Source organism: Providencia heimbachae ATCC 35613 (genome assembly GCF_001655055.1).
Classification (GTDB): Bacteria; Pseudomonadota; Gammaproteobacteria; order Enterobacterales; family Enterobacteriaceae; genus Providencia; species Providencia heimbachae.
The window spans coordinates 55,817-81,327 of the sequence record NZ_LXEW01000047.1; the positions used below are offsets into that span (position 1 = coordinate 55,817).

At 43.1% G+C, this 25,511-nt stretch carries 22 protein-coding genes; 21 read left to right on the plus strand and 1 reads right to left on the minus strand.

The genetic code is table 11. The features are described from left to right. Positions 1 to 262 precede the first annotated feature (262 nt). The 20 genes from M998_RS16490 to lpxC all read left to right on the plus strand — a co-directional run bounded on the left by M998_RS16490 (position 263) and on the right by lpxC (position 24,204). Positions 263 to 2,023: an AMP-dependent synthetase/ligase gene (locus tag M998_RS16490; RefSeq protein ID WP_068909920.1), complete on the plus strand. Its 1,761-nt coding sequence runs from the start codon at positions 263 to 265 to the stop codon at positions 2,021 to 2,023. Between the two features lie 360 nt (positions 2,024 to 2,383). Continuing rightward, entirely contained in the window at positions 2,384 to 4,111 is a 1,728-nt protein-coding gene (gene ilvI, locus M998_RS16495) for an acetolactate synthase 3 large subunit (RefSeq protein WP_068445713.1), read from the plus strand. Between the two features lie 2 nt (positions 4,112 to 4,113). Then, positions 4,114 to 4,605, plus strand: a complete 492-nt coding sequence (gene ilvN / locus M998_RS16500; RefSeq protein ID WP_068445711.1) for an acetolactate synthase small subunit — start codon at positions 4,114 to 4,116, stop codon at positions 4,603 to 4,605. A gap of 84 nt (positions 4,606 to 4,689) precedes the next feature. Further along, complete coding sequence (cra, locus tag M998_RS16505; protein WP_068445709.1) at positions 4,690 to 5,700, plus strand: catabolite repressor/activator; 1,011 nt, start codon at positions 4,690 to 4,692, stop codon at positions 5,698 to 5,700. A gap of 693 nt (positions 5,701 to 6,393) precedes the next feature. Continuing rightward, the gene (mraZ, locus tag M998_RS16510; protein ID WP_068445707.1) at positions 6,394 to 6,852 is read left to right on the plus strand and encodes a division/cell wall cluster transcriptional repressor MraZ; all 459 of its coding nucleotides are present in this window, start codon (positions 6,394 to 6,396) and stop codon (positions 6,850 to 6,852) included. A 2-nt stretch (positions 6,853 to 6,854) separates the two neighbouring features. Further along, the gene (gene rsmH / locus M998_RS16515) at positions 6,855 to 7,808 is read left to right on the plus strand and encodes a 16S rRNA (cytosine(1402)-N(4))-methyltransferase RsmH (protein WP_068909869.1); all 954 of its coding nucleotides are present in this window, start codon (positions 6,855 to 6,857) and stop codon (positions 7,806 to 7,808) included. Next, positions 7,808 to 8,128 (plus strand): cell division protein FtsL, encoded by a 321-nt coding sequence (gene ftsL / locus M998_RS16520; protein WP_068445703.1) that lies wholly within the window; start codon positions 7,808 to 7,810, stop codon positions 8,126 to 8,128. Before rsmH ends, ftsL begins: the two co-directional genes overlap by 1 nt. A gap of 11 nt (positions 8,129 to 8,139) precedes the next feature. Then, positions 8,140 to 9,906 (plus strand): peptidoglycan DD-transpeptidase PBP3, encoded by a 1,767-nt coding sequence (gene ftsI / locus M998_RS16525; RefSeq protein ID WP_068445701.1) that lies wholly within the window; start codon positions 8,140 to 8,142, stop codon positions 9,904 to 9,906. After that, positions 9,893 to 11,380, plus strand: a complete 1,488-nt coding sequence (murE, locus tag M998_RS16530) for a UDP-N-acetylmuramoyl-L-alanyl-D-glutamate--2,6-diaminopimelate ligase (RefSeq protein ID WP_068909870.1) — start codon at positions 9,893 to 9,895, stop codon at positions 11,378 to 11,380. Before ftsI ends, murE begins: the two co-directional genes overlap by 14 nt. Beyond that, on the plus strand, positions 11,377 to 12,741 hold the full coding sequence (gene murF / locus M998_RS16535) for a UDP-N-acetylmuramoyl-tripeptide--D-alanyl-D-alanine ligase (RefSeq protein WP_068909872.1): 1,365 nt from the start codon (positions 11,377 to 11,379) through the stop codon (positions 12,739 to 12,741). Before murE ends, murF begins: the two co-directional genes overlap by 4 nt. Continuing rightward, positions 12,735 to 13,817: a phospho-N-acetylmuramoyl-pentapeptide-transferase gene (mraY, locus tag M998_RS16540; protein WP_068909874.1), complete on the plus strand. Its 1,083-nt coding sequence runs from the start codon at positions 12,735 to 12,737 to the stop codon at positions 13,815 to 13,817. The genes murF and mraY overlap by 7 nt, the downstream gene beginning before the upstream one ends. Positions 13,818 to 13,830: 13 nt before the next feature. Then, on the plus strand, positions 13,831 to 15,159 hold the full coding sequence (gene murD, locus M998_RS16545; RefSeq protein WP_068909922.1) for a UDP-N-acetylmuramoyl-L-alanine--D-glutamate ligase: 1,329 nt from the start codon (positions 13,831 to 13,833) through the stop codon (positions 15,157 to 15,159). Next, on the plus strand, positions 15,159 to 16,352 hold the full coding sequence (gene ftsW / locus M998_RS16550) for a cell division protein FtsW (protein WP_068445695.1): 1,194 nt from the start codon (positions 15,159 to 15,161) through the stop codon (positions 16,350 to 16,352). Before murD ends, ftsW begins: the two co-directional genes overlap by 1 nt. Then, positions 16,349 to 17,422, plus strand: a complete 1,074-nt coding sequence (gene murG, locus M998_RS16555; protein ID WP_068445693.1) for an undecaprenyldiphospho-muramoylpentapeptide beta-N-acetylglucosaminyltransferase — start codon at positions 16,349 to 16,351, stop codon at positions 17,420 to 17,422. Before ftsW ends, murG begins: the two co-directional genes overlap by 4 nt. A 56-nt stretch (positions 17,423 to 17,478) precedes the next feature. Further along, positions 17,479 to 18,942, plus strand: coding sequence for a UDP-N-acetylmuramate--L-alanine ligase (gene murC / locus M998_RS16560; protein ID WP_068445691.1), 1,464 nt, complete (start codon positions 17,479 to 17,481; stop codon positions 18,940 to 18,942). 2 nt (positions 18,943 to 18,944) lie between these two features. Further along, a complete protein-coding gene (locus M998_RS16565) occupies positions 18,945 to 19,865 on the plus strand; it encodes a D-alanine--D-alanine ligase (protein WP_068909876.1) in 921 nt (306 codons plus the stop codon). 1 nt (position 19,866) lies between these two features. After that, positions 19,867 to 20,676 (plus strand): cell division protein FtsQ, encoded by an 810-nt coding sequence (gene ftsQ, locus M998_RS16570; RefSeq protein ID WP_068445686.1) that lies wholly within the window; start codon positions 19,867 to 19,869, stop codon positions 20,674 to 20,676. 36 nt (positions 20,677 to 20,712) lie between these two features. Further along, entirely contained in the window at positions 20,713 to 21,969 is a 1,257-nt protein-coding gene (gene ftsA / locus M998_RS16575) for a cell division protein FtsA (protein ID WP_068909877.1), read from the plus strand. A gap of 60 nt (positions 21,970 to 22,029) precedes the next feature. Continuing rightward, positions 22,030 to 23,187, plus strand: coding sequence for a cell division protein FtsZ (ftsZ, locus tag M998_RS16580; RefSeq protein WP_042845111.1), 1,158 nt, complete (start codon positions 22,030 to 22,032; stop codon positions 23,185 to 23,187). A gap of 99 nt (positions 23,188 to 23,286) precedes the next feature. Continuing rightward, positions 23,287 to 24,204, plus strand: coding sequence for a UDP-3-O-acyl-N-acetylglucosamine deacetylase (gene lpxC, locus M998_RS16585; protein ID WP_068445679.1), 918 nt, complete (start codon positions 23,287 to 23,289; stop codon positions 24,202 to 24,204). A 38-nt stretch (positions 24,205 to 24,242) separates the two neighbouring features. On the opposite strand, the gene M998_RS16590 is transcribed toward lpxC, so the two are convergent. Beyond that, positions 24,243 to 24,764 carry a DUF721 domain-containing protein gene (locus tag M998_RS16590; protein WP_068909879.1) on the minus strand — a complete coding sequence of 174 codons (522 nt, stop codon included), beginning with the start codon at positions 24,762 to 24,764 and terminating at the stop codon, positions 24,243 to 24,245. A gap of 137 nt (positions 24,765 to 24,901) precedes the next feature. Between M998_RS16590 and secM the strand changes: the two genes are divergently transcribed. Then, positions 24,902 to 25,429: a secA translation cis-regulator SecM gene (gene secM / locus M998_RS16595; protein WP_068909881.1), complete on the plus strand. Its 528-nt coding sequence runs from the start codon at positions 24,902 to 24,904 to the stop codon at positions 25,427 to 25,429. Positions 25,430 to 25,511 lie beyond the last annotated feature (82 nt).

Genomic DNA, 25,511 nt, shown 5'->3' on the forward strand with positions numbered 1-25,511 from the left:
GTAAGCTGAAATAATTAACTGGTTAAGTTATTTGTGGGTTTACCGAATGGCTTAAGTCGATATTTATTTATACCCTAAATAATTTGAGGTGCTTGTAGGTGGCAACATAAGCTAGCTTAAGGAACATTGATACGAATGTAACTTAACGCACTGAGCCGATAACTAACAAGCACATAACTTGAAGTATGACCGGTATATAAGGGAATACACTTTGATTACTGAAAATCTATATCCATACCACTTAGTTAATCGCTTACGCAGCATGATTGATGCGCAAGGATCAGCGAAAAGGATAGCTTTCAGTCAATGGGATAATGGGCACCAAAGCGAATTGACGTGGGAAGAGGTTGGTGTACGTACATCGGCTATCGCCCGTCACCTTCTTGCCCTTGATGTCGGTGCACAAGAAAATGTTGGGCTATTCGCTCAAAACAGCATGAACTGGTCTTTAGTTGATCTTGCCACCTTACAGATTAGAGCCGTTAGTGTTCCTCTATATGCAACAAGTAGTGTTGAACAGTCTGCTTATATTATTAATGATGCCAACATCAAAATTTTGTTTGTTGGGGCTCAGGCGCAATATGATATTGCTTGTCAGTTGGAGCCACTGTGTCCACAGCTTTCGACTATCGTCGTACTCAATGATGATGTAGAACTGATTGAAGGTCGTATGACTTCAATGGCTCTATCAACATTTATGGCGTTAGCACAACCTCAATATCAATCTGAGTTAGATGCGCGAATTGCAGCACATAACCTGGGTGATTTATTTACTATTATTTATACATCAGGAACAACAGGTGAACCAAAAGGTGTGATGCTTGATTATTACAATATGGCCTCGCAACTTTACCTGCATGATAATCGATTAAAACTCACTTCCGATGATGTTTCTTTAAGTTTTCTGCCTCTTTCCCATGTTTTTGAAAGAGCGTGGAGTTTCTATGTCATGCATACTGGGGCACTGAACGTTTATTTAACGGATACCAATTTAGTTAAAGAAGCGCTAGCGGATGTAAAACCTACTGTAATGTGCGCTGTTCCTCGTTTCTATGAGAAAGTTTATAGTGCCGTGCAAAGCAAAGTATCAAAAGCGTCGTTTGCGCGTAGAACATTATTTCAATGGTCAATTTCTTTAGGTAAGCATCGAATAAAAGCGCTAGCTAAAGGGCATACGCCGTCATGGATAAACCGTACTTTTTATCCTTTAGCTGACAAGTTGGTGTTGAGCAAAATTCGTCAAGGGCTTGGTGGGCGAATTCGTTTTATGCCCGCTGCAGGTGCACGTCTTGATGATGATGTTATCGCCTTTTTCCTTGCTGCCGGTGTGAATATCAAATACGGCTATGGCATGACAGAGACTTGTGCCACCGTTTCTTGCTGGGAAGAGGGTAAATACCCGCTAGGCTCTATTGGAACACCGCTACCTGGCGTTTCGGTTCGAATTGGTAAAGAGGATGAAATCCAGGTCAAGGGCCCTGTTGTGATGAAAGGTTACTATAATCGCCCACAAGAAACCCTTGATACTTTTACCTCCGATGGTTGGCTAAAAACCGGAGATGCAGGAAAAATAGATGCGGAGGGTAATTTATATATTACCGATAGGTTAAAAGACTTGATGAAAACGTCGAACGGTAAATATATCGCTCCTCAAGTTATCGAAGGTGTTTTAGGACAAGATAAATTTATCGAGCACATTGCCGTAATTGCAGATGCACGCAAGTTTGTCTCCGCGCTGATTGTTCCTTGTTATGACAGCCTAGAAGAATATGCTAATTCAATTAATTTAAAATATCGTGACCGTCTTGAGCTACTGAAAGACTCTAATATTGTTGCGTTATTTGAAAGCCGTTTAAAAGAATTACAAAAGAACTTGGAAAATTTTCATCAGGTAAAACGATTTACCCTACTTCCCGTTAATTTTTCGATGGAGAAAGGCGAATTAACACCTACGTTGAAATTACGCCGAAAAATTATTTCTGAACGTTATCAATCAGAAATAGAATCGATGTATCAAGAGTAGTCGTTTTCATCCTTAAAACGACTCGGTGAACGTCAAACAATCGTGAGCCGAGTCGTCAATTACAAATTGATACACTTCCCCCTTATACCAACGAATAGAAAGCTGGCTTTTATTTGTGTTCTTTTCGTCTAGGTTTTAGTTATTTCAGCTTTCTTTTTGATTATATGCAGTCAATGCATCTGCTAATCATTAACGCTCAAGACAAAATGAAAATTTAATGGGTCTTCTGTTGAAATGATGTTTGCGTCGTTTCAGCCGGAGCGATATGTTAATAGTGGTAATTACGATACTTAATGATAAAAATTAAAGAGGGAAACCATACCTCTGTTAACTTGCAAAAAATAGTCTGGGAGCAAACGCATGGAGATGTTGTCGGGAGCTGAAATGGTCGTCAAATCCTTGATTGACCAAGGAGTAAAGCACGTGTTTGGTTATCCAGGCGGTGCTGTTTTAGATATATATGATGCATTGCATACGGTTGGTGGAGTCGAACATATTTTAGTGCGCCATGAACAAGCTGCGGTGCATATGGCTGATGGCTACGCGCGTTCTACTGGCGATGTTGGTGTCGTCTTAGTAACTTCTGGGCCGGGTGCAACAAACGCAATTACCGGTATTGCGACTGCCTACATGGACTCAGTGCCATTGGTGGTTTTATCTGGGCAAGTAGCCAGTTCCCTCATCGGAAATGATGCCTTTCAAGAATGCGATATGGTGGGAATTTCGCGGCCCATCGTCAAACATAGTTTCTTAATTAAAAGTGCTGAAGAAATTCCAGAAACAATTAAAAAAGCCTTTTATATTGCGGCAAGTGGTCGTCCGGGTCCTGTCGTCATCGACTTTCCAAAAGATACGGTTAACCCAGCCTTAAAATTTGCTTATCGCTATCCTGATTCAGTTTCATTGCGTTCTTACAATCCTACATTACAAGGGCATAAAGGGCAGATCAAAAAAGCATTATCTAAATTAGTCTCCGCGAAAAAGCCGGTTTTTTATATTGGTGGCGGTACTGTCAATGCTAATTGTTCAGCAGAGCTTATTGAGCTGGCGGAAAAATTACAGTTACCTGTTGTGTCAACATTGATGGGGCTTGGGGCATTCCCTGAAACCCATGCGCAATCCGTTGGTATGTTAGGCATGCACGGTACATTCGAAGCCAATAAAGTGATGCACCATTCGGATGTGATTTTTGCCGTTGGTGTACGCTTTGATGATAGAACAACCAATAACTTAGAAAAATATTGTCCGAATGCGACGGTGATCCAAATTGATGTTGACCCAACGTCGATTTCTAAAACGGTAAGTGTTGATATCCCGATTGTTGGTGATGCGAAATTAACACTAAAACAGATGCTTGGGCAACTTGAGCAATCGCTGTCCAAACAAGATAGCCAAGCACTGAAAGATTGGTGGAAAGAGATTGAAGTATGGCGCAGTAAAAAATGTTTGAATTACGCAACCAATCCAGAAAAAGTGAAACCACAACAAGCCATTGAGACGATTTACCGTTTAACCAACGGGGAAGCGTATGTCACCTCAGATGTTGGGCAACATCAAATGTTTGCCGCCTTATATTATCCGTTTGATAAACCGCGTCAGTGGATCAATTCAGGGGGATTAGGCACTATGGGGTTTGGCTTGCCAGCAGCACTTGGCGTGAAATTAGCACATCCAAAATCAACCGTGATTTGTGTGACTGGTGATGGCAGTATTCAAATGAATATTCAGGAGCTTTCAACCGCGTTGCAGTATGGTTTACCTGTTCTCGTGCTTAATTTGAATAATGGTTTTCTTGGCATGGTTAAACAGTGGCAGGATATGATTTACCAAGGGCGTCATTCTCAATCTTATATGCAATCATTGCCAAATTTTATCAAGCTTGCTGAAGCGTATGGACACGTAGGGATTTCAATCTCTTCGCCAGATGAGCTTGAAGAGAAGCTGAAACAGGCTTTAGTAGAAGTGAATGAGAATCAACGGTTAGTATTTGTTGATGTGAATATTGATGAAACAGAACACGTTTACCCAATGCAAATCCGCGGTGGAGCAATGGATGAAATGTGGTTGAGCAAAACAGAGAGGACCTGATCATGCGTCGTATTTTATCCGTTCTACTAGAAAATGAATCAGGTGCATTATCTCGTGTTATTGGGCTGTTTTCTCAACGAGGCTATAATATTGAAAGCCTGACCGTTGCACCGACTGATGACCCGACTTTGTCACGTATGACCATTCAAACGAAAGGTGATGCGAAAGTGCTTGAGCAAATTGAAAAACAGCTGCATAAGCTGGTTGATGTGCTGCGTGTTAGCGAGCTTACAGCATCTGCACATATTGAGCGTGAAATCATGTTAGTGAAGTTGCAAGCGTCAGGTTATGGACGTGATGAAATTAAACGTTGCTCCGATATTTTTCGTGGACAAATCGTCGATGTGACTCCAACGCTTTATACCGTTCAGCTCGCAGGAACAAGCGATAAACTGGATGCTTTCATTGAAGCAGTTCGTGGTGTTGCTGAAATTGTTGAAGTTGTCCGCTCAGGGATCGTCGGCGTTTCCCGTGGTGATAAAATTATGCGATGAAAAATTTATCATCAAAAGGTAGAATGTCTTGGTGTAATGCCCCGAATGGCTCGGGGCTACCCCCAATATTGTAAAGAGGTTAACGTGAAACTGGATGAAATAGCTCGTTTAGCAGGTGTTTCCCGCACAACGGCTAGTTATGTGATCAACGGCAAGGCCAAGCAGTATCGAGTCAGCGATAAAACTGTAGAAAAAGTGATGGCAGTCGTCAGAGAACACAATTACCATCCAAATGCAGTAGCCGCAGGCTTGCGCGCAGGCCGAACTCGTTCTATTGGGCTCGTGATCCCCGATCTTGAAAATACCAGCTATACCCGTATAGCGAATTACCTTGAGAGACAGGCACGTCAGCGCGGCTATCAATTATTGATAGCGTGTTCAGAAGATCAGCCTGATAACGAAATTCGTTGTGTAGAACATCTTCTTCAGCGCCAAGTTGATGCGATTATCGTTTCAACGGCACTACCGCCAGAGCACCCTTTTTATCAGCGTTGGGCTAATCGTTCTTTGCCTATCATTGCCCTTGATAGGGCATTGGAAAAAGAGCACTTTATTAGCGTCGTCGGCGATGATCAAGAAGACGCGTTTATGGTTTCAGCTGAATTACGTAAATTTCCGGCAGCGTCGGTATTGTACCTTGGTGCATTACCTGAATTATCGGTCAGTTATTTACGTGAACAGGGATTTCGTAAGGCGTGGGAAGGGGATCCTCGTGAAGTTGATTACCTTTATGCCAATAGCTATGAAAGAGATTCAGCCGCAGACGTTTTTGCAAATTGGTTAGATAACGGTAATGCAATGCCAGATGCGTTGTTCACAACCTCATTCTCTTTATTGCAAGGTGTGCTTGATGTTGCATTAAAACGTAACGGCCGTTTACCTGAGCATATGGTAATAGCGACCTTTGGTGACAACGAATTACTCGATTTCTTAGAGTGCCCAGTACTTTCTCTTGCCCAACGGCACAGAGATATTGCTGAACGCATATTGGAACTGGTATTAGCGAGTCTTGATGAAAAACAAAAACCAGATGCAGGAATTACACGTATTCGTCGAGATTTATGCCGCCGTGGAAGTCTAGGTCGTAAGCAATAAAGCCAATTTATCTTTAACAATTAGATAAAACCCGTTTAATAGTTAGTGATGTTGATCACAATTATGAGTAATATATGGACCCCTACTGAGTAGGGGTCTTTTTTTTATATGCTAAAAACGTGTAAATATTTAACTTTAGGAATTATCTTAATATATTTATAGGGAATTTTTAAACGTAAATAAAATTTATCAATGATTTTGTCCTAATTTTATTTTTTTTATGTAAAAAATGAAATCAATGTTAATTAATTTTGTTGTACTGTTTATTAAAACAGTTGTTTAATTTATTGAAATTTATTGATTTTATTTAGCTGTAAGGGGGTTTTAACTCGAAGCGATAATTAAGCATCGTTTGTAGATAATTTTAAAGTAAAGGATCGGTATAAATAAAGCTGATTAAAAATGAGACATATATAGCATTTACTCGAATTTGTATGATTTTGCAGCAATAAAATCACGTTTAACGTGTTTTAACTGTGTTCTATAAAATAAGTGAATTATATCAACCCGTTATTTCTCATTTTCTTTCCAAGTTAGATCTTACTCAATCTTATCTTTTCTGAATTCTTCTGTAAATAAGGCTAAAGCTAGGTGCGACTGGCTTGACAACGTTTTCATACCATTCGTAAACTTTATATGTGGTGAATTGTGGGGTAAAGTGGGTGCTAAGGAAATTAAGGGGATAAATCGGGTATGTTTCGTGGGGCTACACTGGTTAATCTCGACAGCAAAGGGCGAATAACCGTGCCGACTCGTTATCGAGGAATGCTGAGCGAGGAATCGAAAGGGCAAATGGTATGTACCATTGACCTTCACCAGCCATGCCTGCTGCTTTATACCTTACCCGAGTGGGAGATTATCGAAGAAAAACTGTCACGCTTATCAACGATGAACCCCGCAGAAAGACGTGTACAGCGCCTTTTACTTGGTCACGCCAGTGAATGTCAGATGGATAATGCCGGACGTCTTTTGCTAGCTAATACGCTGCGCCAGCACGCAGGGCTAACAAAAGAAGTCATGCTGGTAGGCCAAATAAATAAATTTGAACTTTGGGATGAGCAGATGTGGTATCAGCAGGTGGAAAATGACATTGCCGCTGAACGTCTTGCAGAAGAACCTCTGTCATCCCGTTTACAGGATTTGTCACTATAACAATGACACAGCAGCAATTTAAACATGTAACAGTTCTGCTCGATGAAGCAGTCAACGGCTTAAATATTAAGCAAGATGGTATCTACATTGATGGAACTTTTGGTCGAGGTGGACATTCTCGCCTGATTTTAAGTCAGCTAGGTGAAAACGGTCGCTTAATTGCCATTGACCGCGACCCTGAAGCGATAAAAGCAGCACAATCCATTGATGATCCTCGTTTTATGATCAAGCATGGCCCATTTTCAGAGATTGCTGAGTATGTGGAAGAAGAAGGCTTAGTCGGTAAAATTGATGGCGTTCTATTGGATTTAGGGGTTTCTTCACCGCAATTGGATGACCCTGAAAGAGGTTTTTCGTTTATGCGTGATGGGCCACTGGACATGCGTATGGATCCAACTAAAGGTCAATCAGCGCAGCAATGGCTGATGACGGCGGAAGCAGATGATATTGCTTGGGTATTAAAAACCTTTGGTGAAGAGCGTTTTTCTCGACGTATCGCAAGGGCTATTGTGGAACGTAATCATAACCCTGATGAAGAGCCGTTAACACGTACTCGCCATCTTGCAGAGTTGATCGCAAAAGTCAGTCCGATGAAAGACAGGCATAAACATCCGGCTACCCGAAGCTTTCAAGCAATTAGAATTTATATCAACAGTGAATTAGAAGAGATTGAAAAAGCATTAAATGGTGCGATGTCAGTGCTAGCACCTGAAGGGCGATTATCAGTGATCAGTTTCCATTCATTGGAAGATAGGTTGGTTAAACGTTTTATTCGTCAAAACAGTAAAGGGCCAAGTGTCCCCGCAGGGATCCCGCTGACGGAAACTCAAATTAAAGCGCTGGGTGCAGCAAAACTGCGTGATCTTGGAAAGATGAAGCCATCTGAGGGTGAAATCAATGAAAACCCAAGAGCGCGTAGCTCAGTGCTGCGATTTGCAGAAAGGGCAGTAGAATAATGATCCCTGAAAGGCACAGCCTTGCAAAAGTTATCGGGCGTGATTTATTTCGCTATGGCATCATCCCGTTAATTTTGTTAGGTGCGATAACGATCAGTGCCATATTTGTCGTAACGACAGCCCATGAAACACGCTTATTGACTGCAGCTAAAGACAAATTGTATGAAGAAAAAGATTCCCTCGATATTGAATGGCGGAACCTTATTCTGGAAGAAAATGCTTTAGCCAGCCATAGCCGCGTTGAGCGTTTGTCAGTAGAAAAATTACAGATGGTTCATGTTGAGCCATCACAAGAAAATATTATTGTTTCTAAACAATAAAAAGGTTCCTAATGAAAGCGCCGAAATCAGCTAAAAACAAGAAGCAAGAAGAAACCAGCAGTTTTATCCGCTGGCGCTTTATTTTGCTGTGTGGATGCATTGTGTTGGCTTTAGCTGGTTTATTGACGCGTGTGGCTTACTTACAAATTATCGCCCCAGAAAAATTAGTAAAAGAAGGCGATATGCGTTCTTTACGTGTGCAAGAAGTGGCGACAGCACGCGGTATGATCAGTGATAGGGAAGGGCGTCAATTAGCGGTAAGTGTACCTGTTTATGCTATCTGGGCTGATCCCAAAGAGATTTTTGAAAAAGGTGGGATAAGCAATGATGAACACTGGAAGGCACTCGCCGATTCGCTCGAAATACCACTCGAGCAAATTACCACTAAAATTTCAGCGAACCCTCGGGGTCGCTTTGTTTATATTGCACGCCAAGTAAACCCATCGATTGGTGAGTATGTTAAAAAATTAAAGATCAAGGGTATTTATTTACGCAAAGAATCTCGACGTTACTACCCGTCAGGTCCAGTTACCGCTCACTTACTCGGTGTAACTAATATTGATGGTGAAGGAATAGAAGGCGTTGAAAAAAGTTTTAATCGCTGGCTAAAAGGTTCTCCTGGTGAGCGAACTGTGCGTAAAGATCGGAATGGACGCGTGATTGAAACGGTTTCATCGGTTGATAGCCAAGCAGCGCATAATCTCACGTTAAGTATTGATGAGCGTATTCAATCGATTGTATACCGTGAGTTGACCAAAGGGGTTCAAGAAAATAAAGCAGAATCAGGTATCGCTATTTTAGTGGATGTACATACAGGCGAAATTTTGGCGATGGCAAATAGCCCATCATATAACCCAAATAATCTTGCAGGTACAACAATGGACTCCATGCGAAATCGCGCAATTACCGATATTTTTGAACCGGGTTCAACCGTAAAACCGATGGTTATTATGAGTGCGTTGCACAATAAAATTATTAAAGAAAATACCGTATTGAATACTTACCCATATCGGATCAGCGGCCATGAAATTAAGGACGTTGCACGTTATGCAGAGCTTTCTATTACCGGTATTTTACAGAAGTCGAGTAACGTTGGTGTTTCTAAACTGGCGTTAGCGATGCCTGCTACAGAGCTGGTGGATGTGTATAACCGCTTTGGGTTTGGCAAGCCGACTAACTTGGGGTTAGTTGGGGAAAGTAGTGGCATCTTTCCAAGTAAAAAAAACCGGTGGTCTGATTTAGAAAGGGCCACCTTTTCTTTTGGCTACGGGCAAATGGTAACACCGTTACAATTAGCACGAGCTTATGCAACGATTGGTAGCTTTGGGATTTATCGCCCATTATCAATTACGAAGGTTGACCCTCCTGTCCCCGGAACTCGTGTTTTCCCCGAGCCGATAATGAAGACAGTTGTTCATATGATGGAAAGTGTTGCTCTACCGGGTGGTGGAGGAACACGCGCAGCCATAAAAGGTTATCGCATTGCGATTAAAACGGGTACGGCTAAAAAAGTGGGCCCAGAAGGGCGTTATGTGAATAAATACATCGCTTACGCGGCAGGTGTCGCGCCTGCGAGTAATCCGCGCTATGCCCTTGTTGTTGTGATCAACGAGCCAAGCGCTGGGAAATATTACGGTGGTGCGGTCTCCGCACCGATATTTGGGTCAATTATGGGCGGCGTTTTACGCCTGATGAATATTGAGCCAGATGCATTACAAACAGGCGATAAAAACGAAATCGTGAACAGTCAAAAAGAGGTTAAAAGTGGCAGATCGTAATCTTTGTGATCTTCTCGCACCTTTTGGTGTGAGCACAACAAATATCTCACTACGTGAGATGACGCTAGACAGCCGAAAGGCTGCTGCGGGTGATCTGTTTATTGCGATAAAAGGCCATCAGTCAGACGGTAGACACTATATACCTCAAGCTATTGCACAAGGTGTGTCTGCGGTGATAGCAGAAGCACAAGATGAAGCGGAAGAAGGGGAAGTCCGTTTTATTCATGGTGTCCCGGTTATTTATCTTAGTGACCTTAATAACCGTTTATCCGCTTTAGCTGGCGAATTTTATCATCAACCATCATCACAAATGAAATTAGTGGGTGTTACTGGTACGAATGGTAAAACGACCACGACTCAGCTAATCGCACAGTGGGCTAAAGGGCTCGGTGAAATTAGTGCGGTGATGGGAACCGTAGGGAATGGTTTACTGGGTCATGTATCTCCGAGTGAGAACACAACCGGTTCAGCCGTTGATATTCAACTTGAATTGACACAATTATTGCAGCAGAAAGCCACATTAACGGCAATGGAAGTTTCCTCTCACGGTTTAGTGCAAGGGCGTGTTGCCGCACTCAATTTTGATGCTGCTGTATTTACTAATTTAAGCCGTGATCACCTTGACTATCATGGTGATATGGCAAGTTATGAAGACGCTAAGTGGCTATTGTTCTCCACGCATCTTGCGAAAACGCAAATAATTAATGCAGATGATGAAGTGGGATTAAAATGGTTACAACGCTTACCGCAAGCTTGCGCGGTTTCAATGGAAAACCGTTTGCCGAATAATTGGCAGGGGCCGTGGTTACAAACGACGAATGTGGATTACCACGATAAAGGTGCAACGATTCATTTTGATTCCTCATGGGGCAATGGCAGCTTTGAAAGCCCTCTGATGGGTGCCTTTAATGTCAGCAATTTACTGCTAGCCATGGCAACTTTGCTAATGATGGAATATCCATTAACACAATTATTAGCCGCGACAAAATACCTCGAGCCCGTTTGTGGACGAATGGAAGTTTTCAGTGCGCCGGGTAAGCCGACGGTGGTGGTTGACTATGCACATACCCCTGATGCATTAGAGAAAGCCCTTGCTGCTGCGCGTTTACATTGCAAAGGCCAGCTATGGTGCGTCTTTGGCTGTGGTGGTGATAGGGACAAAGGCAAACGCCCATTAATGGGGGCTGCGGCTGAAGAGTGGGCAGATAAAGTCGTCATTACTGATGATAACCCCCGCAGCGAAGAGCCATTAGCGATTATTAATGACATCATGGCAGGGGTTTTAGATTCTACTCGTGTACTGGCTATTCCAGGACGTCCTGAAGCCGTAACGAACACCATCTTACAAGCCGCCGTGGATGATGTGATCCTCATCGCAGGTAAAGGTCACGAAGACTATCAAATTATTGGTCAACGCAGGTTAGATTATTCAGACCGCTTAACGGTGGCAAGACTTTTGGGGGTACTCGCATGATCCCTATTACATTAACGCAACTCGCAGACGTGATCCACGGCCGCATTATAAAAGCGGCAGAGAGTGAATTGACGATACAAAATGTCAGCACGGATAGCCGTAATATGGGGCAAAACTGTGCATTTATCGCCTTGAAAGGCGAACGCTTTGATGCTCATGATTTTGTTTCACAAGTGGTTATTGACGGTGCTAAGGCGTTAATCGTTGAGCGAGAACTTGATGTTGATTGCCCACAAGTTATTGTTGATGATACACGTATTGCGATGGGGAAATTGGCGGCTTGGGTTCGCCAACAATGTAAAGCCAAAGTGGTTGGTTTAACAGGCTCTTCAGGTAAAACCTCCGTCAAAGAGATGACCGCATCAATTTTATCCGAGCGTGGTAATACACTTTATACCGCAGGAAACCTAAATAATGACATCGGCGTACCGCTAACACTGTTTCGATTAACCCCTGAATATGATTTTGCGGTTATCGAAATGGGTGCGAACCATCCGAATGAAATCGCGTATACCACCAATTTAGTGAAACCTGAAACGGCTTTGGTGAATAACTTATTTGGTGCGCATCTTGCCGGTTTTGGTTCTCCCGAAGGTGTCGCGAAAGCAAAAGGTGAAATCTACCAAGGCTTACCTGATGAAGGTACTGCGATTGTTAACCTTGATAGCTATAGTGATAAATGGCAATTTCAACCGCGCCAAACCGTTTGGTATTATTCGTTAACAGCACAAGCAAAAGCAGACTTCTACCCATCGAATATTCAAATCAAACAGTTAACCACTGATTTTACCTTGCATACACCTGTTGGACAGGTCGAAATTACCTTGCCATTACCGGGTGAGCACAACATTGCAAATGTATTAGCGGCAAGTGCACTGGCGATTTCTGTAGGCGCCTCCTTGAATGAAATTCAAAACGGATTAGCGAAAACGCAGGCGGTTCCAGGGCGTTTATATCCGGTACGCTTGAGTGAGCAAAAAGTCGTTTTAGATGATACTTACAACGCCAATGACGGCTCAATGATTGCGGCTATCAAAGTACTGGCTAAAATGCCGGGCTACCAAATCTTAGTCGTAGGCGATATGGGCGAGTTGGGTGATTACGCTGATGAATGCCATCAACGTGTAGGTATCGAAGCAAAAAATGCCGGATTAGATAAAGTCCTTAGCGTTGGGCAACTGAGCGAAATTATTAGCCAGTCTAGCGAGTGTGGTGAGCACTTTACATTCAAAAGAGATTTATTAACCCGACTCATCCCGCTGGTTCAGCAGAATGAGGTTGTTTCTATTTTAGTTAAGGGTTCACGCAGCTCCGCGATGGAAGATGTAGTGAATGCATTGAAGGAGTGCTTCGAATGTTAGTCTGGCTTGCCGAAATGTTGGTCCATAAGTTTTCTGTCTTTAACGTCTTTTCTTATCTGACGTTTAGAGCCATTGTCGGTTTGCTGACCGCCCTTGCCATCGCGTTGTGGATGGGGCCACACCTTATTGCTTACTTACAAAAAATGCAGATTGGTCAAGTTGTGCGTAGCGAAGGGCCAGAATCACATTTTAGTAAGCGTGGCACGCCAACCATGGGCGGTTTACTTATTCTGTTCTCTATCACTGTCTCGACTTTATTGTGGGCGCGTTTAGACAACCCCTATGTCTGGTGTGTTCTGCTCGTCCTCGTTGGTTATGGCGTGGTGGGTTTTGTTGATGATTACCGTAAAGTGGTTAGAAAAGATACTCGTGGTTTAATTGCACGTTGGAAATATTTTTGGCAATCAGCTTTGGCCTTGGTTGTCGCATTTTCCATGTATGCGATTGGTAAAGATACCGCGGCGACTCAGCTAGTCGTACCATTTTTCAAAGATGTTATGCCACAGCTTGGTTTGCTTTATATCTTATTAGCTTACTTTGTCATTGTTGGAACCAGTAATGCTGTTAATTTAACCGATGGCCTTGATGGCTTAGCTATCATGCCGACGGTTTTTGTTGCCGCTGGTTTTGCCCTTGTCGCTTGGGCAACAGGTAACGTTAATTTTGCGAGTTACCTACACATTCCATTCCTACCTCACGCGGGTGAGTTGGTGATTGTTTGTACCGCAATCGTCGGTGCAGGACTTGGGTTTTTATGGTTTAACACTTACCCAGCGCAAGTATTTATGGGGGATGTCGGCTCCCTGGCACTTGGGGGAGCATTAGGCACAATCGCGGTATTGCTGCGCCAAGAGTTTTTACTTGTCATCATGGGCGGTGTGTTTGTCGTTGAAACACTGTCAGTCATATTACAAGTGGGTTCATTTAAGTTACGTGGACAAAGAATTTTCCGTATGGCGCCAATTCACCATCATTATGAATTGAAAGGCTGGCCTGAACCACGCGTGATCGTGCGTTTTTGGATCATTTCCTTAATGTTAGTCCTCATTGGGCTAGCGACATTGAAGGTGCGTTAAGATGGCACAAAAAATGGGTCGATTATTGCTTGGGGATGTATACCAAGGTAAAAAAGTGGTCATTATCGGGCTAGGGTTAACCGGCCTGTCATGTGTTCGCTTTTTTCTCGACCGTGGTGTTGTTCCTCGTGTGATGGATACCCGTGCTACCCCGCCGGGACTTGATGAGCTTCCTGAAAATGTTGTTTGTCACTGTGGCAGCTTAAATGATGAATGGTTGCAACAAGCTGATTTAATTGTCGCAAGTCCAGGTATTGCGCTGGCGACGAAGCAGTTGCAACAAGCGGCAGATCGCGGAATTGAAATTGTGGGTGACATTGAGTTGTTCTGCCGTGAGGCCGATGCACCGGTTATTGCTATTACAGGGTCGAATGGGAAAAGCACCGTAACCACTTTAGTAGGTGAAATGGCGAAAGCTGCGGGTATTTCGGTCGGTGTTGGTGGCAATATTGGCATCCCTGCACTGTCATTATTAAATTCAGGTCATACTTTATATGTCTTAGAATTATCCAGCTTTCAACTTGAAACCACATCAAGCTTAAAAGCCTTGGCCGCAACAGTATTGAATATTAGTGAAGATCATATGGATAGATATCCATTAGGCCTTGAACAATACCGTGATGCGAAATTAAAAGTGTATGACAATGCACAAAATTGCATTGTTAATGCCCAAGACTCGTTAACCTTACCTAAAGGCCAGACGCTTAATAAATGCATGAGTTTTGGTGTGAATAATGGCGATTATGTCTTTGATACACAACAACGTGTATTAATCGCCAAAGGGGAAACCGTGTTAGATGTGGCACAAATGCATTTAACTGGGCAACACAATTATATGAATGCGCTCGCTGCTCTTGCATTAGCCGATACGGCAGGTATTGAACGAAATGCTAGCCTTCAAGTATTAAAAGAATATGCGGGTTTAGTACACCGTTTTCAGTTGGTGTTGTTTAACAACGGTGTTCGTTGGATTAACGACTCTAAAGCGACCAATGTGGGAAGCACTGAAGCGGCGTTAAATGGTTTACATGTGGATGGCACGATTTATTTATTACTCGGTGGAGATGGTAAGTCTGCGGATTTTTCTTCACTAAAACAGTATATTACTGCGGATAACTACCGGCTTTATTGTTTTGGTCGCGATGGAAAAGCTTTGGCTCAGTTAGCACCAGAGAAGTCAGTACTCACTGAAACGATGGAACAAAGTATGAGGCAATTGGCACCATTACTGAAAGATGGAGATATGGTGCTGTTATCGCCAGCCTGTGCAAGTTTGGATCAATTCAAAAGTTTTGAACAGCGTGGTGATGTGTTCGCTAAATTAGCCAAGGAGTTAGGTTAATGACGATACCGGGTGCTGCGCGCATAAAAAATTGGGTCATAGGCGAAAAACATGGCGTGATTTCGGGCACGACACTCTACGACCGTACGCTGGTATGGTTGGCATTCGGCTTAGCAGCAATTGGTTTTATTATGGTGACTTCAGCATCGATGCCTGTAGGCCAACGATTGACAGAAGACCCGTTTTATTTTGCCAAGCGAGATATGGTTTACATCGTTATTGCCTTTATTCTTGTTTTAGTTGTCATGCGGATATCAATGGCAACATGGGAAAAATATAGCTTTGTGTTATTAATGATTTCCCTCGGTTTATTGGCAATAGTATTGGTTGCAGGTAGCTCCGTTAATGGCGCTTCACGTTGGATAGATGTGGGTGTTGTGAAAATTCAGCCCGCAGAAATTTCAAAATTTGCCCTATTTTGCTATGTATCAAGTTATTTAGTGCGCAAATCCGATGAAGTCCGTACACGTTTTCTTGGTTTTGTAAAACCGATGTGTATTCTGATCGCAATGTCGCTATTGCTGTTGCTGCAACCCGATTTAGGTACAGTAGTCGTGTTAGTCGTCACCACGCTGGGACTGCTTTTTCTCGCAGGTGCAAGGCTGGCCCCCTTTATTATTGGTATTGCAGGTTGTGCTGTTGGTGTACTGGCATTGATTTGGTTCGAGCCATATCGTTTGCGCCGTGTTACGTCGTTTTTAAATCCGTGGGATGATCCTTTTGGAAGCGGTTATCAGTTGACTCAATCATTGATGGCATTTGGTCGCGGTGAGTTGTTTGGTCAAGGGTTAGGAAATTCAGTACAAAAATTAGAATATTTACCCGAAGCGCATACCGATTTTATTTTTTCAGTACTCGCCGAAGAGCTTGGCTATATTGGTGTCGTACTTGTTTTGATTATGGTTTTTATGCTGGCATTTAGGGCGATGATGATAGGCCGCCGTGCGTTGCTCTCTAATCAGCTGTTTGGTGGTTACTTAGCTTGTTCGATTGGTATTTGGTTTACATTCCAAGCCCTTGTTAATGTTGGAGCGGCAGCAGGGATGTTACCCACGAAAGGGCTCACATTACCGTTAATTAGTTATGGTGGTTCGAGCCTATTAGTGATGTCAGCGGCGATAGCAATATTATTGCGTATAGATTTTGAAACACGCCTTGAAAAGGCACAAGCATTTGTAAGGAGTACCAAATGAGTCAGGCAAAAAAATTACTCGTCATGGCTGGTGGAACTGGGGGACATGTTTTTCCGGGCTTAGCGGTGGCGCATTATTTGCAGGCTCAAGGTTGGGAAATTCGCTGGTTGGGCACGGCCGATCGTATGGAAGCGACACTCGTGCCTAAACATGGCATTGAAATTGAATTTATTCAGATTTCAGGTCTAAGAGGCAAAGGCCTTGTCGCGATGCTTGGAGCGCCTTGGCGTATTTACAAAGCAATTGGCCAAGCGAAAGCAATCATTAAACACTATCAGCCCGATGCCGTCTTAGGAATGGGGGGGTATGTTTCAGGCCCCGGTGGTATAGCCGCTTGGCAATGTGGTGTCCCTGTTGTACTGCATGAGCAAAATGGTATCGCGGGTTTGACGAACAAATGGCTATCGCGAATTGCCAAAAGAGTATTGCAAGCATTCCCAGGTGCTTTTCCAGATGCGCCCGTTGTTGGTAATCCGGTGCGTGATGATGTGCTAGCCTTGCCATCGCCACAAGAGCGCTTAACCGGTCGTGAAGGTGCTATACGCGTTTTGGTTGTGGGTGGAAGTCAAGGGGCACGTATTTTAAATCAAGTCATGCCTGTTGTTGCTCAAAAAACAAACAAACAGTTAAATATATGGCATCAAGCTGGAAAAGGCAGTAAGGAATCTACTGAAGCATTGTATAATGAGTATCTGCAAGATTCAGTCAATTCCGAGTATAAAGTTACTGAATTTATTGACGATATAGCGCAAGCTTATGCATGGGCAGATATTGTAATTTGTCGCTCAGGCGCATTAACTGTCAGTGAAGTTGCAGCAGCAGGTTTACCTGCCATATTTGTTCCTTTTCAGCATAAAGACCGTCAGCAATATTGGAATGCTTTACCATTAGAAAAAGCAGGCGCTGCAAAAATTATCGAGCAGCCACAATTTACAGCAGAGGCGGTTGCTATCTTGTTAGAACAATGGGATAGAGCAGAATTATTATCGATGGCCGAAAAAGCGCGTAGCTGCGCAATTACGAATGCGACTGAGCGTGTTGCCGCTGTAATTTGCGAAGTGGCAAAATGATTCGGCCGTTATAAGCCAAAATTGATACAGAATTAATTAATAAGCGAAGACATATAGTGAATACACAACAATTAGCGAAATTAAGAACATCAGTGCCAGAAATGAGAAGAGTCAGGCACATCCATTTTGTCGGCATCGGCGGTGCTGGCATGGGTGGTATCGCTGAAGTGTTGGCAAATGAAGGTTATGAAATTAGTGGTTCGGACTTGGCTCCAAATGCAGTGACTCAGCAATTAACCAATTTGGGCGCAACAATTTATTTTAATCACCGCCCTGAAAATGTTGAAAATGCCAGTGTTGTGGTGGTTTCTACAGCCATTTCTGCTGAAAATCCAGAAATTCAAGCGGCAAATGAATTACGGATACCCGTTATTCGTCGTGCAGAGATGTTGGCTGAATTAATGCGTTATCGTCATGGAATTGCTGTGGCGGGTACGCACGGAAAAACAACCACGACTGCGATGATTTCAGGTATTTATGCGCAAGCAGGCCTAGATCCAACATTTGTGAATGGTGGGTTAGTGAAATCAGCAGGTACGCATGCCCGTTTAGGTAGCAGTCGCTATCTCATCGCAGAGGCCGATGAAAGTGATGCATCGTTCTTACATTTACAGCCTTTGGTTGCGGTAGTCACGAACATTGAAGCTGACCATATGGACACCTATCAGGGCAACTTTGAAAATTTAACGGATACTTTCATTAATTTTCTGCATAACTTGCCTTTCTATGGTCGTGCTGTGATGTGTATTGATGACCCAGTGATCCGTACATTACTGCCAAGAATTGGTCGTTACATCACCACTTATGGTTTTAGTGAAGATGCTGATGTCAGAATTATCAAGTACGAGCAAAAAGGCAACCAAGGGTTCTTTACTATTGCTCGTGAAGGAATGCCTGAGCTAACTGTCGTTTTAAACGCACCGGGTCGCCATAACGCATTGAATGCGACAGCGGCAGTTGCAGTAGCAACAGAAGAAGGCATTGATGACCTTCATATTTTGACTGCTTTGGTTGAATTCCAAGGAACAGGACGCCGCTTTGATTTCCTCGGGAATTATGCATTACGTCATGTCAATGGCAAAGAAGGCGAAGTGATGCTGGTTGATGACTATGGCCATCACCCGACGGAAGTGGATGCAACAATTAAAGCAGCAAGAGCAGGGTGGCCGGATAAACGCATTGTCATGGTTTTTCAGCCACATCGTTATTCGCGTACACGCGATTTATATGATGACTTTGCCAACGTATTGAGTCAGGTAGATGTACTGCTAATGCTTGAAGTATATGCCGCCGGGGAAAAAGCTGTGCCCGGTGCAGACAGCCGCTCATTATGCAGAACGATTCGTAATCGTGGTCAGGTAGATCCAATTTTTGTGGCAGATCCTGAACAAGTCAGCCATATCTTGGCTCAGGCACTTGATGATAATGATTTAATTTTAGTTCAAGGCGCAGGAAATATTGGTAAAATAGCCAAAACCCTTGCTGAAACAAAATTACAGCCACCAATGGTTGAGGAATGAGCATGACAGAGAAAGTTGCGGTTTTATTAGGAGGAACATCTGCTGAACGTGAGGTTTCACTTCAGTCAGGAAGCGCTGTGCTAAAAGGGCTTTGCCAAGCAGGCATTGACGCGCACCCTATTGATACCAAAGATTTCCCTGTGGTGACACTAAAAGAAGCCGGTTTTGATAAAGTCTTTATCGCATTACATGGTCGCGGCGGTGAAGACGGTACTATCCAAGGCATGCTTGAATTTCTCGGTCTTCCATACACAGGCAGTGGTGTAATGGCCTCAGCCTTAAGTATGGATAAGCTAAGAACTAAACAACTTTGGCAAGGTGCTGAGCTGAGTGTATCGCCTTATATCTCGTTGACGAAACAGCAATATACACAAATGACTGAAGCGCAAATTGCTCAGCAAGCTAAGCCTCTTGGATTGCCATTGATAGTTAAACCAAGCTTGGAAGGCTCAAGTGTTGGTATGAGTAAAGTTGATAGTTTAGATAAATTATCCTCAGCCATTGAACTGGCATTTGAATTTGACGAAACATTGCTAATTGAAAAATGGTTGAGTGGTCCTGAATATACGGTTGCTGTGTTGGGTAATGAAACATTACCGTCAATTCGTATTCAACCACCGGGTATTTTTTATGACTATGAAGCAAAGTATCTCTCTGATGAGACTCAATATTTTTGCCCAAGTGGTTTAGATGCTCAGCGAGAATCTGAACTTGCGACGCTTGCGATGCAAGCATATCAAGCGGTGGGTTGTCGTGGATGGGGTCGAGTTGATGTCATGCAAGACAGTGACGGCCAATTTTATTTGCTTGAGGTGAATACTTCACCGGGCATGACTAGCCATAGCCTTGTGCCGATGGCAGCGAATCAAGCAGGATTGGATTTCTCACAATTAGTTGTGCGTATTTTGGAATTGGCTCGTTGATATGTCACAGGCAGCGTTAAACGTAAAGCATCATCAGAATAAGGGGAACGATGAAGATCCCCATTCAGGACCGAGTAATGGTGCTTTTCTGAGCGGATTGTTCTTCTTCTTAGTGGTTGTGAGTACAATCGTTTGGAGTGGTTGGACTGTGATGACTTGGATGAAGGACGCAGATAGGCTGCCAATGTCAAAGTTAGTCCTGACAGGCGAGCGTCACTACACCAAAAACGATGATGTTAGGAAAGCAATTTTGTCCCTTGGTCAGCCGGGCACATTTATGACCGTAGACGTTAATGCTATCCAAAATCAAATTAGTATGATGCCTTGGATCCGCCAAGTTACTGTGCGTAAACAATGGCCAGATGAGTTAAAGATCCACATCGTTGAGTATGTTCCTTTCGCAAGATGGAATGATCAAAATATGGTGGATGGTGAAGGTCGAGTATTTACGCTTCCAGCAAGTGAAAATAGTAAAGGCGATTATGTCTTACTGTATGGACCGCAAGGAAGCCAGACCGAAGTACTTAAAGAATATTCTGTACTAAAAAATATTCTAGCGAAGCATAATATAAAGTTAAAATCGGTATCGATGACAGCGCGACATGCTTGGCAGGTTATTTTAGATAACGATGTGCGAATCGAGCTAGGCAAAAAAGAGGTATTAGAGCGGTTAAATCGGTTCCTTGAGCTTTATCCGCTTTTGCAGCAAACAACGGACAAACGCGTCGACTATGTTGACCTACGTTATACCAGTGGTGCTGCGGTGGGGTGGGCACCTTTATTGGTTGACGCACCACCGGGGTTTCAATAATGAACATTGCTAATAATTCAAATTAGGCAGAAGCAAATGATTAAAACAACGGACAGAAAATTAGTGGTAGGCCTTGAAATTGGAACTTCCAAGGTATCGGCCCTTGTTGGCGAAATTCTGCCCGATGGTATGGTTAATATTATCGGGGTGGGAAGTTGTCCATCTCGTGGAATGGATAAAGGCGGCGTCAACGACCTAGAATCGGTCGTAAAATGTGTACAAAGAACCATTGACCAAGCTGAATTAATGGCAGATTGCCAAATATCTTCTGTCTATCTCGCATTATCAGGCAAGCACGTTAGCTGCCAGAACGAAATTGGGATGGTACCTATATCGGAAGAAGAGGTAACACAGGAAGATGTGGATAGCGTTGTTCATACTGCAAAATCAGTTCGAGTGCGCGATGAACATCGAATTTTACATGTGATTCCGCAAGAATTTGCCATTGATTACCAAGAAGGTATCAAAAATCCGGTTGGGTTATCCGGTGTTCGTATGCAAGCGAAAGTCCATTTGATTACCTGCCATAACGATATGGCAAAGAATATTGTTAAAGCGGTTGAGCGTTGTGGATTAAAAGTTGATCAGCTTATTTTTGCAGGTCTTGCTGCAAGCTATGCCGTATTAACAGAAGATGAGCGTGAATTAGGCGTATGCGTTGTTGATGTCGGTGGCGGCACCATGGATATGGCTGTTTATACGGGTGGCGCTTTACGTCATACCAAGGTCATTCCTTACGCAGGTAATGTGGTCACCAGTGATATCGCCTATGCTTTTGGTACACCACCCACTGACGCGGAAGCGATTAAAGTGCGTCACGGTTGTGCAGTCGGTTCTATCGTAAGTAAAGATGAAACTGTCGAGGTGCCGAGTGTTGGTGGGCGTCCACCGAGAAGTTTACAGCGCCAAACCTTAGCAGAAGTGATTGAGCCACGTTATACTGAGTTGTTGAATTTAGTTAATGAAGAAATTTTAAATTTACAGGAACAGTTACGCCAACAAGGTGTCAAACACCATTTGGCAGCGGGTATTGTCTTGACAGGCGGTGCCGCACAAATTGACGGATTAGTCGAGTGCGCACAGAAAGTCTTTCATACGCAGGTTAGAATTGGTACACCGCTGAATATTACAGGATTAACGGATTATGCGCAGGAGCCATACTACTCAACGGCAGTCGGGCTTCTGCATTACGGTAAAGAAAGCCATTTAGGCGATGATACCGAGATAGAAAAACGTTCTTCAGTGGGCGGATGGTTTAGTAAAATCACCAGCTGGCTAAGAAAAGAATTTTAATTTTTATTCAGAAGCATATTATTAGCTTCGCAAGTAGTAAGCACAATACGGAGAGACATTATGTTTGAACCAATGGAGCTAACCAATGATGCGGTGATTAAAGTCATCGGCGTTGGTGGCGGCGGCGGCAACGCTGTTGAACACATGGTGCGTGAGCGTATCGAAGGCGTTGAGTTCTTCGCTGTGAACACTGACGCACAAGCCCTGCGTAAAACCGCAGTCGGACAAACTATCCAGATCGGTACAGGTATTACCAAAGGTCTGGGTGCTGGCGCAAACCCTGAAGTTGGCCGCAATGCCGCTGAAGAAGACCGTGAAGCATTACGCAATGCCCTTGATGGTGCAGACATGGTTTTCATCGCAGCAGGTATGGGCGGTGGTACTGGTACTGGTGCGGCTCCGGTCGTTGCCGAAGTTGCCAAAGAATTGGGAATTCTAACGGTTGCTGTTGTGACTAAGCCATTCAATTTTGAAGGCAAAAAGCGCATGGCATTCGCAGAAGCTGGTATCACTGAGTTATCTAAGCATGTTGACTCATTGATCACTATTCCTAACGACAAATTACTGAAAGTTCTTGGTCGTGGTATCTCTTTACTGGATGCTTTTGGTGCGGCAAATGACGTACTTAAAGGCGCAGTACAAGGTATTGCAGAACTGATTACTCGCCCTGGTTTGATGAACGTGGACTTTGCTGACGTACGTACTGTTATGTCAGAAATGGGCTACGCGATGATGGGTTCAGGTGTTGCTCGTGGCGAAGACAGAGCGGAAGAAGCGGCTGAAATGGCAATTTCTAGCCCACTTCTAGAAGATATCGACTTATCTGGCGCTCGCGGTGTGTTAGTCAACATCACTGCTGGTTTCGATCTGCGTTTAGATGAGTTTGAAACGGTAGGTAACACTATCCGTGCATTCGCATCTGACAACGCAACGGTAGTCATCGGTACTTCTCTCGACCCAGAAATGCACGAAGAGCTGCGTGTAACCGTTGTTGCTACAGGTATTGGTATGGATAAACGTCCAGAAATTACTTTAGTTAGCAATAAAATGTCACAGCAAACGTCAATGGAGCAACGCTATCAGCAGATGCAAAATAGCATGTCTTCATTAACAGAAGAGAAACCAGCGGCTAAAGCGGTCAATGACCAAAATACGCAAACAAATAAAGAACCAGATTATCTCGATATTCCTGCGTTCTTGCGTAAGCAGGCCGATTAATTTTATTTATATTGGATTCTCCGCTTTTTGTGCTAAAATTTCCTACTGGTTATCCTGTATGATAATCAGTAGGACTTATAACATTGCGAGAAATATACGATGATCAAACAACGGACACTTAAACGTATTATTAAAGCGACTGGTGTTGGTTTACATACCGGCAAGAAAGTTACGCTTACTTTACGTCCAGCGCCGGCAAACACCGGGGTCATCTACCGTCGTACTGACCTTAATCCACCGGTTGATTTTCCGGCAGATGCGAAATCAGTTCGCGATACCATGTTATGTACTTGCTTAGTCAACGAAGATAACGTGCGTATTTCAACTGTTGAGCACTTGAATGCTGCTTTAGCAGGGTTAGGTATCGATAACATTGTTATTGAAGTCAATGCGCCTGAAATCCCGATCATGGATGGCAGTGCAGCACCATTTGTTTTCTTACTACTTGATGGTGGTATTGAAGAATTAAATAGTGCAAAGAAATTCTTACGTATTAAAGAAACGGTACGTGTTGAAGATGGTGATAAGTGGGCTGAAATGAAACCTTACAATGGCTTCAGTCTTGACTTTACTATCGATTTCCAACACCCGGCTATTGATAGCAGTACTCAAAGCTACGCACTTGATTTCTCAGCGGAATCATTTGTTAATCAAATCAGTCGTGCACGTACCTTTGGTTTTATGCGTGATATCGAATATCTGCAATCGAAGGGCTTATGCTTAGGCGGTAGTTTCGACTGTGCTATCGTTGTTGATGACTATAGAGTTCTCAATGAAGATGGCTTACGTTTTGAAGATGAATTTGTTCGTCACAAAATGCTTGATGCAATTGGTGACCTGTTTATGTGTGGGCATAATATTATTGGTGCATTTACTGCATTCAAATCTGGACACGCACTGAACAACAAACTTCTACAGGCAGTTCTTGCAAAAGAATCCGCTTGGGATTTGGTCACATTTGAAGATGAAGCAGAATTGCCAGTGGCATTCAAAGCACCTTCAGCAGTATACGCATAAGAAATTATGCAGCTATATCTGAATATAATTTAGTCAGGTTAGCCCTTTCTGTTGGTTGCACTAGTACTCTCTCCGGCTAGTGCAGCCAGCCGCTCAAATCTCTCTTTTAATCCTTTTGGACTTCTCTGCGCCAGTCTTAATAACTGCTGTGCTGTCTCAATACTTATCCTTCTTTCACTCATATTTTGCTTAGTTGAGACTGTTTGCTTATTCATTGAGCTGTTTTGCTTGGTTTTTCGCATGAGATCAGGATTGATTCTGATGTCGATAGAAGATAAAGATGGTAGAATAGACGTTCTTAATGCGGAAAGTAGGTTTATTTTTTCATAATTAAGGCGAGTCATCCAACTGGCATTAGCCACTTCAATGACTATAATATTATTTCGGTAGTTCGCAACACGGCACATTGGTTTAATTTCGGTCGGCAGTAAACTCTTCACCGCCTTGTTCAGTTTTATAATCGCTTTTGCGTTTCGCTGAATAAGCTGTAAAGGGCTCGACGATTTAGCCAAAGATTCATCGAGAACATCAAAAAGTGCTTGTGGATGACTGTCTCTCATTTTTTGCTCCGGCTGATTATGACTGAAAAATTATATGCAAGAAATAATATATACTAAGTATTCAAATCGCATGTAATTCAAGATGTGAAAAATTTTGTGTTAAATCTATTGTAACAGACAAATTATATAAGAGTTTGATGGGCATTTTAAATTTTTGGCGACAACTTGGTAGAAAATACTTTTGGTCACACCTTTTGTTAGGTGTTGTGGCTACGGGTGTCGGCTTGCCTACGATCTTAAATGCACTGTCTGAACTACAGCATACTCAAGTTAACTCTTCACCTGCTAATCGTCAAAGCCAAGCTGTTAACGCTTTCGATAATCTATTTGCACAACAGAATTCTCAACGCTCTTCTTCTTCATCATCCTATTCCGTTAATTATTGGCAGCAGCATGCGGTAAGAAATGTCATTAGACAACTTACGTTTGCTTTTTCTGCTAATGAAGATGATGAGTCGAATAAGCAAGCAGCACAGAAAGAACAACTTCTTGCTCCTCAGTTAATGCTAGACACATTGTATGCAATGTTGGCACAGCGTTCACTTCAATGGGATATAAATATTGCTCAAACAAGCAGCTATATTTATCCACCTTTCATTACATATCAACCCGCAATTTGGGTTGCTCAGGTACATGGCATACGGGCTGGTCCTGTTTCTGCTTAATTATCTTTTTTGATACGGCTAGCACATGCTTATGTGCGGCATGTTATCGTTGAAAATTATTATCACTAAAATAACCAATTGA